The 14,587-nt window shown below is 32.5% G+C and carries 12 protein-coding genes; 5 read left to right on the top strand and 7 right to left on the bottom strand.

Features of this window, described 5'->3' with window-relative positions; all coding sequences use genetic code 11:
- Positions 1–139: 139 nt before the first annotated feature.
- The 5 genes from ACIQ2J_RS07270 to ACIQ2J_RS07250 form a co-directional block, all read right to left on the bottom strand.
- Positions 140–1,150: a hypothetical protein gene (locus ACIQ2J_RS07270; RefSeq protein WP_396168037.1), complete on the bottom strand. Its 1,011-nt coding sequence runs from the start codon at positions 1,148–1,150 to the stop codon at positions 140–142.
- A gap of 229 nt (positions 1,151–1,379) precedes the next feature.
- A complete protein-coding gene (locus ACIQ2J_RS07265; protein ID WP_396168035.1) occupies positions 1,380–1,934 on the bottom strand; it encodes an META domain-containing protein in 555 nt (184 codons plus the stop codon).
- Between the two features lie 195 nt (positions 1,935–2,129).
- Positions 2,130–2,579: a hypothetical protein gene (locus ACIQ2J_RS07260; RefSeq protein ID WP_396168208.1), complete on the bottom strand. Its 450-nt coding sequence runs from the start codon at positions 2,577–2,579 to the stop codon at positions 2,130–2,132.
- Between the two features lie 88 nt (positions 2,580–2,667).
- On the bottom strand, positions 2,668–4,431 hold the full coding sequence (locus ACIQ2J_RS07255) for a TonB-dependent receptor (protein ID WP_396168033.1): 1,764 nt from the start codon (positions 4,429–4,431) through the stop codon (positions 2,668–2,670).
- 60 nt (positions 4,432–4,491) lie between these two features.
- Positions 4,492–7,509, bottom strand: a complete 3,018-nt coding sequence (locus ACIQ2J_RS07250; RefSeq protein WP_396168031.1) for a tetratricopeptide repeat protein — start codon at positions 7,507–7,509, stop codon at positions 4,492–4,494.
- Positions 7,510–7,746: 237 nt separating this feature from the next.
- Between ACIQ2J_RS07250 and ACIQ2J_RS07245 the strand changes: the two genes are divergently transcribed.
- From ACIQ2J_RS07245 to ACIQ2J_RS07235, 3 genes are read left to right on the top strand one after another with little or no spacing between them, the layout of a single operon-like run.
- Positions 7,747–8,430, top strand: coding sequence for a cell division ATP-binding protein FtsE (locus tag ACIQ2J_RS07245; RefSeq protein WP_396168029.1), 684 nt, complete (start codon positions 7,747–7,749; stop codon positions 8,428–8,430).
- 29 nt (positions 8,431–8,459) lie between these two features.
- Entirely contained in the window at positions 8,460–9,554 is a 1,095-nt protein-coding gene (locus tag ACIQ2J_RS07240) for a glycosyltransferase (RefSeq protein ID WP_396168027.1), read from the top strand.
- Positions 9,555–9,557: 3 nt separating this feature from the next.
- Complete coding sequence (locus ACIQ2J_RS07235; protein ID WP_396168025.1) at positions 9,558–10,493, top strand: glycosyltransferase family 2 protein; 936 nt, start codon at positions 9,558–9,560, stop codon at positions 10,491–10,493.
- Here the strand turns inward: ACIQ2J_RS07235 and ACIQ2J_RS07230 are convergent.
- Positions 10,480–10,884: a sugar 3,4-ketoisomerase gene (locus tag ACIQ2J_RS07230; RefSeq protein WP_396168023.1), complete on the bottom strand. Its 405-nt coding sequence runs from the start codon at positions 10,882–10,884 to the stop codon at positions 10,480–10,482. The two genes, ACIQ2J_RS07235 and ACIQ2J_RS07230, sit on opposite strands and share 14 nt — an antisense overlap.
- 1 nt (position 10,885) lies before the next feature.
- Entirely contained in the window at positions 10,886–11,989 is a 1,104-nt protein-coding gene (locus ACIQ2J_RS07225; RefSeq protein WP_396168021.1) for a glycosyltransferase, read from the bottom strand.
- Between the two features lie 35 nt (positions 11,990–12,024).
- Here ACIQ2J_RS07225 and ACIQ2J_RS07220 point away from each other — a divergent pair, with 35 nt between their 5' ends.
- Together ACIQ2J_RS07220 and ACIQ2J_RS07215 are read left to right on the top strand one after the other, a co-directional pair.
- A complete protein-coding gene (locus ACIQ2J_RS07220) occupies positions 12,025–13,167 on the top strand; it encodes a glycosyltransferase (RefSeq protein WP_396168019.1) in 1,143 nt (380 codons plus the stop codon).
- A gap of 1 nt (position 13,168) precedes the next feature.
- Positions 13,169–14,584 carry a hypothetical protein gene (locus ACIQ2J_RS07215; protein ID WP_396168017.1) on the top strand — a complete coding sequence of 472 codons (1,416 nt, stop codon included), beginning with the start codon at positions 13,169–13,171 and terminating at the stop codon, positions 14,582–14,584.
- Positions 14,585–14,587: the final 3 nt, after the last annotated feature.

Below are 14,587 nucleotides of genomic sequence, written 5' to 3'. Positions count from 1 at the left end.
TTTAAAGTAAATATTAAAGTAATAATTTAAAAACTGAGGTTAGTAGTTTTAAATTGATATTTGATGGATATTAATTTAAACTTACTCTTTGTAGTTTCTAATTATTTCCGAAGTAATTTGAAACAGCAGTTCCAAATTATTATTTTACAGCAGTTCCTGTTGGTGCATTCGTATTAAAAATGTTAGTCATAGAATATACTGTTTCAGCAACTGCATTAGTTGGTATGGTAGCCGACAAAATTTTAACAAAAAATGGATCCGGACTAGTATCTGGGTTTGGTTCTGAGGTTATATAAACTTTTGCACCAGATAAATCTAAAGGAAAAGTCAGACCTGTGGGAGCATTCAATAAAAAATCTTCGCCAGGTACTTTTGGTGCCCATTGAGTCCCACTAAATCCACTAAAATTATCACTTCCACTTATGCCACCAACATCTGTAAGTATATTTCCGTCAAACTTTCCTAAACTCAATAATTTACCATTTATTTCTATCCAGCTTTCGTATTTCCATCCAATTGTTTCATTATAAACTGTTATTTGTGGTAAACGCAATCCTCCAGATGAAAAACTCAAATTTGGAAAAGGTGTACCTAAATTACTAGCAAACCAAATACCGCTTTTTTCATTTGTATTTGGCCCATCAGTTCTTGTTGCTAATTTATAATCACCTGCTGAACTTTGATAGGTAACACCTGCAGTTCCTACAAATCCGCCTAGATAAGAACCATCTTTAATATATTCGCCACTTCTAAAAGTTAATGCAGCAGAATTATTTAAAAAATCACCAGTCATAATAATTGTATTGGAAGAAGCTGTATTTGTATCCGGAAATGGTTCAATAGTTATTATAAACCTCTTCGCTTCAGCCAAATTGCTTTTAAGCATTGGAAATGAAGTTTGTGACATAACTCCGGAAGCATTAACAGTAAAACTACCCGCAGAAATTGGAACATCATATTTAACTAAAATCCAACCTTGATAACGAAAATTAGGTCCTAAATCTTTAAGTCCTGAAATATTCAATGTTAAATTGGAATTAGGATCTGTATTAGTATCCGTAATGGGATCGTCGTCTTTATTACAACTTGTAAAAAGGATACTCGTGCAAAATAGGCTTGTAACAGCCATTAAAAAAAAATTCTTTTTCATTTTAATATTATTTAAATTAATTAATAATTCCTACTTGTTTATTTATAGTCCTCTTTCGGATTCTTAAGACTTAACTTGCAACCAAACAATAATAAAATAACATTTGTGCACAATATTGTTTTAAAATTTATAACAGTGGAACTGCAAATTATTCTCTAAAATCAGATTTTTCAATCCAATTTTACATATAGTTTCGTATTTAATTATTAGAAAACAGAAAGCTTAAATCTTATTTTTTTTCCAAATAAAGAACACTTTTATAGCTTTCGCCAAATGGAGCGCTTCCAGAATTCTCTTTCGCAATAGAGACGGTCTTGCTTAATTGCAACTTCCCTCCTTCTATTTTAAAGTCTTCCGATTTTTCTAAATAAGAAAGAAACCGATTTTCACATTCCATAAAATTTGGATTTTCCGAAGCCATTTTAGTCGAGGCAATTGGATCTAATTTTAGTTTTCCGGACTGTGTTTTTTCGTCGTACGATAGAATAGTATAAGACCCCATAAAGCTATTAACTGAAGCTTGACCATGCAATTTCTTTTTGCTGCCACTATCAAACTTTTGGGAAGTAAAGTTCACAGTCATTTCTTTAACCTTTCCTTCATTGCTAAATCCGCACGGGGCATCCATAGCATCTCCCATTAATACATATTTTAATGTCCAAGTTCCTTGCAATGGATTACTATCCATAACTTTTGATGAATTGGTGTTTTCAATAAATGCTTGCTTGGGAGTAGTACAACTAATTGCACTGAAAATCGCCAAATAAATAAAATTCATTTTCATATGTAACTATTTAAAATTGCTTTTTAAAGCCAATGAAATAGCTTATTTCCAAGTTTGAGAAGACAAACTACAGGAAACATAGGTCATGAAAATATGTGTAGATTTTGAGGATCTTTACTTTTGAAAGTAAAATTATTTTCTGTAAAACAATAACTGTTCCAAAAATGAATTAATACGAAAAAGTTTACAAATTTATTAAAAAATTGTTACAATTTCATATTCAGAAGAATTTATTTCAAAAGTAAAACCTACTGCATTTCCCATCAGTTTACTTCCTAATGGGGATTGCGGAGAAACGGCAATAACAGTAGTGTTTTCAATGGTAATTTTTGGCAAAGCTGCACTTATAAAAAGCAGCATACCATTGGCTTGAACCAAACTTCCTAAGGCAATTTTGGTATGTTTGGCAGTGGCGTCAATTTTATCTAAAATGGCTTTTTGAGCCAAAATTTCTTGCAATTTATAATTGAGTTTTTCCTGTTCCAGATGCATCATAGAGAGAGCCGTTTCGTGTTTGTCTCCAGCCGAACCTTTGGCATCGTTTTGCGCATCTTCAGTCAAACCAGAAATCATATCGCGAAATATATCGATTCTATCTTGGAGAATTTGATGGTAACGTTGTAAAACTTGTTGTTTCATGTTTATTTGCTGCGAAGGCGCAAAATAATTTATAAAATAAAGGCACAAAGATACTATTAATTTACTTTGTGCCTTAGTGTCTTTGTGGCATTAATTAAAAGTCAAATTTATAATTAGCACCCACCAATACCTGAATTCCTTGAACTGGGTAATTCAACCAACGTTGGTAGTTTTGGTTGGCCAAGTTGTTTCCTTTTAAGAAAAAAGTCAATCGTTCGTTGTGTTTGTAGCCTACGTGTGCATTCAAATCGAAATAACTATCTAGAGTTACGTCTTTAACTGGCTCTGTCAAGGTTAAGTTGGTATATTGGTCTTTTCGTTGTCCTACAAAAAACACATTGGCTCCAGCATACCATTTTGGCGTTACGTTAACATCTATAGTAGATCCTAATTTAATTCCGGGTAAATTCCAAGCTTCTTTTTGGTCTTTGGTTGCATAACTATTAAACGTTCCGTTGATTCCAAACGAAATATTTTTAGAAAAATCGGCTTTCAATTCGCCAAAGAAACTTACCGTTTTTACATTATCATAAACTACTCCAAAAGAATTTCCGTTGGTATAACCAGCAGTATTGGTATTTAAAACATCGTAAACATTGTTTTTAAACAACGCTTTGTTGTCTTCATTTTTAACCGATCCACGAATATTATATCCAATTGTGTTTGCCAATTTACCTTTTAATCCAACATAAATATCAAATTTTTGATCGGTTGGCGCTACTGCTAAAGTTGGTGACACAAAGAAATTTTCTTGTGCAAAATCTTGATAGGTATTTTGTTTCAATTCCCCTTCGGCTCCAGCATAAGCAATCATCAAATCGCCTACAACTTTGTAGGAACCAGTAATATTTGGATAAACAAACAACTTATTTTTTGCTTCTGAAGTTCCAGATGCTGTAGCCATACTATAGAAAATACCTACTCCAACATTCACCGAAAAATCGTCTTTATTAATTTGGAAACTTGGCTGAATTCCCATATTAGTGTAGCCATATTTTAATCCTGTTGCATCAAAATAATCTTTTTGGAATTTACCATTAAGGTAATCCAAAACGAAATTGGTTTTTAATTTTACATCCATAACATCAAACTGAAACGAAGGTTTAACAACAAACCGATTTTCAGCAGAGGAAAAAGCATCCGAAAAATGACTGAATTTAATAGTTGCATCCTTGAAAACACTTTCCCCAAGAGCTAATCTTCCACCTAAATAAATGTTCTGATAGGTTTGTTTTGGGTTAATTCCGTTAAGGAATACATCTTTATCGGATGGGAGTAAATTTTCATACAAAGAAGCATCCAAACCATACCAATTATAAGTTTGACGTTGGTAACCCAAATCACCATTCCAAGAGAGTTTTTTAGATTTACTGCCGTAAGTAGCATCTATTGCTGTGTTAGAAAAATTATCGTCTAATTCCACATTTTTAATCCCCCCTTGCGAAGAAAGATGGCGCAACATTGCTCCTACATAATCGCCATTTTCTAAAGTTTGAGTAACAAACAATTCGGCATTAATGGTACCGTAATTTCCAGCTGCTAAAGTGGCATAATTACTAAATAATTTTTCTTTTGCACCATTTTCAACTCCTGCTGCTTTCCCTTTGGAAGGAGTAAAAGTAGATGCCACCGGAAAGGAAAAAATAGAATACTGAATTGCTTCTTTTTTCGAAGTATCTTCATCGTCTAAAGTTGGCGTTTCCTTCACTTTAAAAGCATCCGAAATGGTAGGCGTGTAAGCCTTTACGACATTCACTACTTCGGTCCCGATGTTCTCGTCTTTCTTTTGGGCAATAGTGATTTGAGTTCCAAAAAGGACTACTATTATTGCGATTTTATATTGGAAATTAATTTTCATGTTTGTTTTTTTATCTATTACACAAAGTTGCTCAAAGCCTTCACTGAGTTACACAAAGTTTTATTTATTGATGATAGACGAATTCGTTTTACTTTCTTCCGATTTTATAGCATCCAATTCGGTTTGGGCTTCTTGCACTACTTCTGGAAAATCGGTGAAATTTTCAATAACACTATCTAAAATAGAAGTCGCTTGGAAACTGTCTTTTAATCCGTAATAGTTTTTCGCCATTACAATTAAACCTCTTGCTCCAAAAAATTTATAACCCGAATAATCTTTAGCTAATTTCTGAACCGTTTTGTTTGAATCGGCAAATTTTCCATCTTTATTTTTGAAATAAGCATCATAATAGAGTGCCTCCGCAGCTAATTCGCCTTTAGCAATTTTCAACAAACTTGCATAAGCCAATCTAGCCTTCACTTCGTCATTGGCTTTTATGGCCGAACGCGCTACAATAATTTGTGCATCACTCTTAACTTTGTCATCCGTTTTAGGATTTGTTAAAACTTTGTCTGCATAAATTACCGCATTCGGATAATCCTTTTGATCGTAATAGGCACGCATTAAATTTGCTTGTGCAAAGGTTACATTTTGAGGAAAATCGGCTTCGGTTTCCAATCGTTTTAATACCGGAATTGCATTTGTAAAATCATTCTTTTTCAAATGAATTTCACACAAACGAGCCAAAGCTTGTTCGGTAAATTCGCTTTTAGATTGTGCTACCACATAGTCATAATTTGCAACTGCATTAGCTTCTAAACCATCTGCATAATAGGATTGCGCCAAATAGAAATTCGCTTTCAACGCATGAATTCCTTTTGGAAATTTCGCAACATAACCACTCAAAGTAGCAATGGCTTGTTTGGTGTTATTTTGCAAATATTGTTTTTCGGCAGCTTCATACGTATCGTTATCCAAATCGGCATCCGAAACTTCCACAAAATCCAACGTTCTAACCCAAGTAGCGTATTCATCCACTTTACCATTATCTACATAAATCAATCGTGCCGTAGAAACTGCTTCTAAAGCCTCGGGAGTTCTAGGATAATCGGCTGCGACTTTTTTGAATTTAGCAATTGCCAAATCATCTTTATTGGCATTATAATAAATCAATCCTTCTCGCAAAACAGATTTTGACGCATAAGAACCATTTTTAAATTCGTTCAATAATTGGTCGTAGGTTTTGATTGCTAAATCGGTTTTGTTTTCGGTAACGTAAGTATTTCCCAACTCAAACAAAGCATCATCCCGGTATTGCGACGTTTTAAATGTTTGTAAAAATTTATTGAAATCTTCAATTTTCTTATCGTTTTTACTTACAAATCCGTAACTAATTGCTTTTTGAAATGCAGCATAATCGGCATCCACACTTTTCAATTCGATGGCTTTATTGTAAGCATCCATTGCAGGCCAGTATTTGGAAGTCACAAAACGGCTATCTCCCAATCGCAAATACGCATCGTTCAAACGGATTTTATCTTCTTTGGCTCCATCAATAAAACTTTGGAAATAATTTCCAGACTGATCGTATTCTTTTTGTTTGAAATAACAATACGCAATATTGTAATTTAGGTTTTTAAATTCGGGTGTATTCTTAGCTTCCGTCATTCCTTCAAATTGTTTAAAACTCAACAAAGCATCTTTAAAATTATCTAAAGTATATTCGGTTTCGGCTTTCCAAAAGGTAGCACGAGCCGAGAACTTAGCGTCTTTTTGAACTCCAATAGAAGTAACAAACATCTTTTGGGCTTCTTGGTAATTGCCATCGGTAAACAATTCCAAACCACGGTAAAAAGTTACTTTTTGGTACGCCAATCTGTTTTCTGGATTTTTATTTTTCTCCAATAAAATCAAGGCTTCTTTATAATTTTTAGAGGTGATGTAAGAATTGATCAATAAACTTTCAATCTCACTTTTACTTGGAGAATCGGGATATTTATTTAAAAACGAACTCAAAACATCCGGTACCGATTGGTAAGAATTTCCTATTTCATAACTTATTTTAGCATAATTCAAATGCGCATCTTCTTGAATTTTCTTGTCAAAATCCATTTCGGATGCCGTTTTAAAAGCATTTAAAGCCTGTTGCTTTTTATCCGTATTCATATAACTTTGACCCAAGTGGTAATAAGCATTTTGCGCTACAAAGTCTTTACCATCAATGATTTTATTGAATTGTGAAATAGCATTTTCATACTCTTTTTGTTGGTAATAGGTATATCCCAATTGGTAAAAATCGGTGTTGCTCCATTTCCCTTTTTTGCCATTGTATTGTTTCAAATACGGAAGCGCCTCCTCGTATTTTTTCAAATTAAAATAACTTTCGCCAATGATTTTATTCAATTCCGATTTTTCTGTTGCGTTAGATTTAGCCATGGCAGCTTTACCTAAATCGATTGCTTTTTGGAAATTCCCCAATTTGAAGTTCATATCCGCTTGAAAATAAGACAGCTTTTCTTTGTATTTTTCTTCGCCCGAAACTTGATCAAAATATTTGGTTGCTTCTTTATAATCATCGCCTTCATAAGCCATAAATCCTAAATAATACTTGGCTTGCGAGCCGTATTCTTTAGAATTTGCAACTTTATTCAAATAAGTGGTAGCTTCCTTTTTATTTTTTGCAGAAAAATAAGCATACCCTTTTTGGAAATTATATTTTTCTAACTCCTCATAGGTCAAAGCACTTTCGTCCACTTTATCAAAATAGTGTAGGGCTTGAGGGAAGTTTCCGTTTTCAAAATAATAGGTCGCAACTTCTACATAAGCCTGATTTTGCTTCGTGCTAGTAGGATAATTAGCAACGAAATCTTCCATCAATTTATCGGCTCCCGATTGGTTCAATCGTATGGCACAATTGGCAATATAATAAGCACAATCTGCCTGAACCTCTTGATCTCTATTGTTTTGTTGGACTTTATCAAATAAAATTTGAGCTGCTAAATATTGCTTGTCTTGGTATAACGAAATCGCTTTATCCATTTCAGATAGCTGATTGGTGTAAATAGCAGATTGTTGCGCCGTTATAGTCGCTCCTGAAACCAATAAATTTAAAAGTAAAAAAGCTGCTGTTTTTCGCATGGCATGGAATTTAAAGTACATCAAAAGTAAGATTATACAAGGTATAACGAGAAAAATTGGGTTTTTATTATAAACATTTTTTTTAACAATGGAAAAGTGGGAAGTTGGGAGTTGGGAGATGGGAGAGGATAGACGGCCGTCTATCCTCTATTATCTCCACTCTATTTTCTTTTTATGAAATTTATTTTGAAAACCTACGTTATCTTATTACTTTTACCCAATAAACAAATTTTTTCTATGTCAAATCCTGTTTTATCTTTAAAAGACGTTACCATTTATCAAGAAAACAAAGTGATTTTATCGCGAATAAATCTTGAAGTAAATCATGGAGAATTCCTATACATCATTGGAAAAACTGGTACTGGAAAAAGTAGTTTTATGAAAACTTTGTATGGCGATTTACCTCTTACCGAAGGGGAAGGTCACATTGTGGAATATGATTTAGCAACGCTAAAAGAAAAAGACATACCGTATTTAAGAAGAAAAATAGGAATTGTTTTTCAAGATTTTAAATTACTTCCTGATAGAAATGTAAACGACAACATGCTTTTTGTATTGAAAGCAACTGGTTGGACGAATGCTACCGAGATGCAAAATAAAATTGATGAAGTTTTGGATAAGGTTGGCATGAAAGGATTTGCTAATCAAATGCCGCACCAACTTTCGGGTGGAGAGCAACAACGAGTTGCAATTGCTCGTGCTTTACTTAATGACCCCGAATTAATCCTTGCGGATGAACCTACAGGAAATCTTGACCCACAAACCAGCGCAGAAGTTTTGGAAGTTTTAAAAAATATCAATGCCAATGGTAAAACCATCATTATGGCAACGCACGATTATGCTTTATTGATGAAATTTCCATCTAAAACTTTGAAGTGCGAAGATGGAGCTATTTTTGAAGTGGTTCAAAGATCGGTGTAAACTCTACCCAAAATTGTAATTCAAACAATTTGACTCAAAAAACAATCATCCTATCGGGAATTAACATGAAAGAAGGTGGTATTTTTACCATCCTAGATAATTGTTTGCAAAAAATATCCGATTATGCTGAAGATAAAAACCTTAAAGTAATTGCTTTAGTACCAGATGCATCGCAATTCAACTATCCAAACATTGAATATATTGCGTTTCCAGAATCTAAGAAATCTTGGATAAAACGATTGTATTACGAGTATTTTTACTTCAACAAATTATCCAAAGAATTACAGCCGGACGTTTGGTTTTCCTTGCACGATGTGAGTCCGAATGTAGTTGCAAAAAAGCGATTTGTATATTTTCATCATCCTACTATTTTTTATAAATCTAGTTTTAATGACTGGAAATACAATTATAAAATTGGGGTTTTTTCTATTTTATATCAATATCTAACCAAGATAAATCTTAAAAAAAATCACACTGTTTTGGTACAACAAAATTGGATTAAAACAGAATTTGAAAAATTATACAGGATTAAAAACATCAAAGTTTGCAATCCCGAATTTGTTGCATTTACAAATCCAAAAACAATAAAATTAGATGCTTCTAAAATGCAGTTGTTTTATCCATTAATTGCACGAAGTTTTAAGAATGTTGAAATTATTGCCGAAGCCCTACAACTCCTTCCCGATTCCATAAAAAATAAGATTCAAATTTCATTGACTTTTGCTAAAGGGGATTCAAAATATGGCGATTTTATTATACGTAAATATCCATTAGAGCAATTTAATTTTATTGGGAAATTAACTCGTGAAGAAGTTTTTGGTTATTACAAATCTATGGATTGCTTGATTTTTCCATCCAAATTAGAAACTTGGGGATTGCCTTTATCGGAAGCTAAAGCGTTTAAAAAACCAATTCTTGCTGCCAATTTACCTTATGCCAAAGAAAGCCTTGGAGATTATGAAAAGGTATCTTTTTTTGATACAGAAAATCCAAAAGAATTGGCGCAACTCATTACAGATTTTGTAATGAAAACCACCCAATTTGATGGAAATAGTGCTACATTTGATAAAAATGACCAATTAAACGATTGGAATTCTATTTTTGATTACTTACTAAAAGACTAACCAATGCCTTTTTTCACTGTCATTATTCCGCTTTATAACAAAGAAAATTATGTTGAAAATACGCTAAAAAGTATTCTCAATCAAACCTTTACCGATTATGAAGTATTGGTTGTAAATGACTGCTCGACTGATGAAAGTGTTGAAATAATAAAACCTTATCTTTCGGAATCTATTAAGTTACTGGAACACTCGGCAAATAAAGGACTTTCGGCAAGTAGAAACACTGGTATTAAAAAGGCGGAGGCCAATTATATCACTTTTCTCGATGCCGATGATTTATGGAAACCAACTTTTCTAGAAACCATTTATCAGTTAATTAAGGATTTCCCCGAAGCAAAGATTTTCGGTGCCAATTATGAAGAAGTGTATTCTAACAAAATAGTTTCTCCTACTAATTTTTCTAACGTTATAGAGTCAAAAGGTTCTCAAATAATTGATTTTTTTAAATACAATTTAGGACAAGGAATTTACAACCACGGAAGCGTTTGTTTTCATAAAAGTGTTTACGAAAAAGCTGGTTTTTATGATGAAACTATTGATTTTGCGGAAGACATTGATTTCAATATTCGAGCGAATTATTATTTCAAATTAGCCTATTCTAACACAATTCAGATGCAGTATTTCATGGAAACTGGAGCGCAACTTACCCGAAGTTCCATATTGAATAAAAGACTTCCTGACTATGACAAATACGATGCTTTTGCAAAAGAAAATACTAGTTTAGCAAAGTATTTAGCATTTGAAAAATATGTCTTAGCCAAACATATTAAAACCGATGGAGGTTATGAACTATATAAAAATATTAGTTCTAAAACAGATTACAAGTATCTTAATTGGAAACAAAAAATACTTTTGAAATTACCTGCTTTTATTTTGAAATTAATTAAAAAATACAAGGAAATTTTAATTAAAAAAGGAATAAAATTTACAAGTTACTAGAAACTTTATTCTTTATAAAATCCTCATAATTACGGATGTAATCTTCTTCTTTAAAAACATCGGAAGCCAAAACCAAACAAACCGCACCAGAAGAAAAATTCTGCAATTCCCTCCAAATTCCGGTTGGAATATACAAGCCGATATTGGGTTTGTTCATTATGTGAGTAGTTTTGGTAGTTCCATCATCGGTCACCACTTCAAAACTGCCGCTTAACGGAATTAAAAATTCACTTTGATTAATATGCGAATGACCACCCCGAAAAGCAGTACTTGGAACATCAAATAGGTAATATACCCGCTGGATTGCAAACGGAATTACATCTTCTTGAATGAATGCCAAATTGCCTCGAGTGTCCTCTACTACCGGTAAATTAATTTTTCGTACTTCCATATTATTTTATTTTCATCAGTTCCAACCATTGATTTCCTATGGTTTCTATAGAAAAACATTGTACACTTAGTTTTGCATTTTGCTTGCAATGATAATACAATTTTTCGTTTAACACCATTTCATTCATAGCAAGAATCAATTTTTCTTGATTTTGATTTTCTACTAAAAGTCCGTTTTCTTGATCAACGATAATTTCGCTAGGGCCAGAAAAACAATTAAAAGCTACAACAGGTGTTTCGCAAGCCAACGATTCTATAAGCACCGTTGGGAAACCTTCATTTTTACTAGACAAAACGGTATAAAGTGCCTTTTTATAATATTTAAACGGATTAGCAACTTTTCCTTTAAATAAAATATAATCTTCCAAATGAAGCTTTTCTACTTGTTTTTCTAAATCTTTTCGCAGCAACCCATCGCCCAAAAGCACCAATTTTATATTTTGCTTTGGCAAATTGGAAGCAGCATAACAATTAATTAAAACATCTAATTGTTTCACCGAATCTTGCATTCGACCTGCAGCCAAAATATATTTAAAATCTAGTGCAAATTCTTCTTTGGTAGCATTTTCTATAAGCTCAAAATCAATCGGGTTGTAAATTGTTTGAATAGTAGAATAGGAACATTCGGAACTTATTTTTTCTTTAATTGCTTTAGAAACAGCTACAATTTTATAACAATGCGAATAAATGTTATTTGCTAAGAATTTATTATTTGGAAAATACAAATCGGTCATAAAACTGTGAATGGTAACAATCAAAGGGGCATTGAAAATATATTTTGCAATGAAATATTCTTGCAAAGAATGTCGTTTCACACGAAAATCAATAATAAAATCCAATTTATTACTCCGGAAAAAATGTTTTAAAACCTTAAATCGTTTGAGTCTATTGAAAAATCCATTCGACTGATTTTTAAGTTTCCCAAGATTTAAAACTTCGCCTGCAAATTCATATTCTATTTTATCCACAACCACTACATGGTGTACTTTGCAGTTATTTTTATCAAAAAAAATCGACAATAAAGCGGCACAACGCTCGGCACCTCCAGTAGCTAGCTGGTCGGTAACGATACAAATTCTATGTTGCTTTTTTTCGGAAACGTTCAATTTTTGACTATTTTAGCAACAAATATAAGCAATAAGTGAGAATTTTATTAATAGGAGAATTTAGTCGGCTGCACAATTCCTTAAAAGAGGGGTTGGTTGCGCTTGACCATGAAGTGGTAATCGTTGCTAATGGCGATGGTTTCAAGAATTATCCTGTTGATTTATCTACCAAAGCAAAATGGTGCGAAACACCGTTAGGAAACATTCCTCGTCAAGTAATTTTCCGATTAACTAATTTTGATATTGCAACTTTAGAATTTGGCATTCGCTTTTATTTTCATTTGAATCAATTGAAAAATTTTGATGTGGTTCAGTTGATTAATGAAACTCCGATTCAGACCATTCCGAAGTTGGAGCGATTTCTTTTGAAGAAAATTTTTAAGCAAAATAAAAAAACGTTCTTGCTTTGTTGCGGAGTAGATTATTTGGTTGCGAAGTATTTGATGGAAAAAAAAGAACGGTATTCCATCATGAATCCGTATTTTGAAAATCCAAAATCGAAAAAAGAATACCAATTCATATTGGATTTTCTGTCCCCTGAACATAAGAAAACCCACGATTTGGTGTATAAAAATATTCAAGGAGTTATTGCTTCCGATATTGATTATTTATTGCCCATGCAAAAGCATCCTAAGTTTTTAGGAATGGTTCCGAATCCAGTAAATACTTCAAAAATTGAATTTTCGGAATTAGAAATTAACGATAAAGTAATTATTTTTCTTGGAATCAATCGTGGAACTTATTATACCAAAGGAATATCCTTTTTTGAAAAAGCATTGGGAATTCTCAAACAAAAAATGGGTAACAAAATTGAGATTATCATTGCCGAAAATCTTCCGTATCAAAATTATATTTACAAATACAATCAGGCCCATATTATTTTGGATCAAGTCTATGGATTTGACCAAGGATATAATGCCTTAGAAGCTATGGCAAAAGGAAAAGTAGTTTTTACCGGAGCCGAAAAAGAATTTGAAAAACATTATAATTTAACCGAAAAGGTCGCCATCAATGCCTTGCCCGATGTGGATTATTTGGTTTCCGAATTGGAATATTTAATAGAAAACCCTTCCGAGATACGAGCTATTGGAAAACGTGCACGACAATTTGTAGAAAAAGGACACAACTTCATCACTATTGCTGAAAACTATTGTTCTAAATGGAATTTAAAACCTTGATATGATAGCTATTTTAAAAAAATACAAACAGTACCTAAACAGTCACCAGCTATTCATTTTGTTGGGAATACTGACTTTAGTTCCGTTTCTAGTTCTTTCGTTTTTCAATCATCCTGCAACAGACGATTACTATTTTAGCTATTATTCAAAAATTTACACAGCAACGGAATCTCCTTTTTGGATGTATAATAATGTGGGTGGTAGGTATTTTGCAAACACAATATTATGCTTTAATCCAGTATATTTTGATTGTACTTATCTATTTAAAATTATTCCAATACTGCTTTTAGTAGTATTTTGCTTTTCGGTTTATATCTTTATTTCGAGTCTTTTAAGCACCAGTTCAAAATCTGAAAAAATTGCTTTCACCGGATTAATTTCCTCCCTTTTTCTTGTACAATTACCCGATTCTTGTTCGGCATTCTATTGGATGCCAGGTGCAATTTCCTACCAATTATCCATCTCGCTCAGCTTATTTTCATTTGCTTTTTTGGTACAATTTTACAAAACTAAAAAAGTAGTACACTTTTTTTTAGCAACACTTTTTTTAATATGTTCCTTAGGATCTAGTGAAATCACCATCATTCTAACTCTAATTTTACTATATTTTACAGCATTTTACTCGGTATTTATTTTAAAAAAAATAAACCTTCCCTTGTTATTAATTATAATTATTGCGTCAGCATTTTCTGCTTTGGCAATCTTAGCTCCAGGAAATGCCGTTCGAGCAAAAGCAATTCCCGTTACGCATGAATTCGTATATTCGGTTGCTCATTCTATAACTACAAGCGTTGGATTTATTTTGAAATGGTTGCCAATTATTCTACTTTGTAGTCTATTTTTTGTGGAAACTATTTACAAAAAAATAGATTTAGTTAAAAATAAAAGCATTTTTATAAATCCAATTTTGGCATTTGGAATTTTATTTTCCATGCTCTTTTTTGGATTTTTTACAGGATTTTGGATCAATAAAGACGTTTTGCCGGATAGAGCAATTAACACCATTTATTTCTTTTTTATCCTTGCTACAATTTATCTGTTGGTTTGCACTTTACATTATTTGAATAAAAAACACCAATTTGTAATTCAACTTACAAGTTCTTCAAAATATGTATTGGGAATTATAATCTTCATTTCAATGTTTGCCAACACGCCAATTTATACTGCTTATCGGGATTTATTAACCGGGAAAGCTTCTAAATATAGTCAGGAAATGAATCATCGTTTGGATTTAATTGTAAATTCAAATACCAAAAAAGTCGTAGTTCCTGCTTTAAAAAACCAACCCGAAACCATATTTAAACCCATCATTATGGGATTAACAACCGATGTAAAAGATTGGAAAAACGAAGAACTTTCTATTTACTTTGATAAAGAAATTGTGGTACAACCCAATGATTTTACGATAACAGAATAGTGA

Source organism: Flavobacterium sp., assembly GCF_044357305.1.
In the GTDB taxonomy this organism is placed as follows: Bacteria; Bacteroidota; Bacteroidia; order Flavobacteriales; family Flavobacteriaceae; genus Flavobacterium.
The sequence above is the reverse complement of the archived record's forward strand: the minus strand, read 5'-3'. Positions and strand labels throughout refer to the sequence as shown.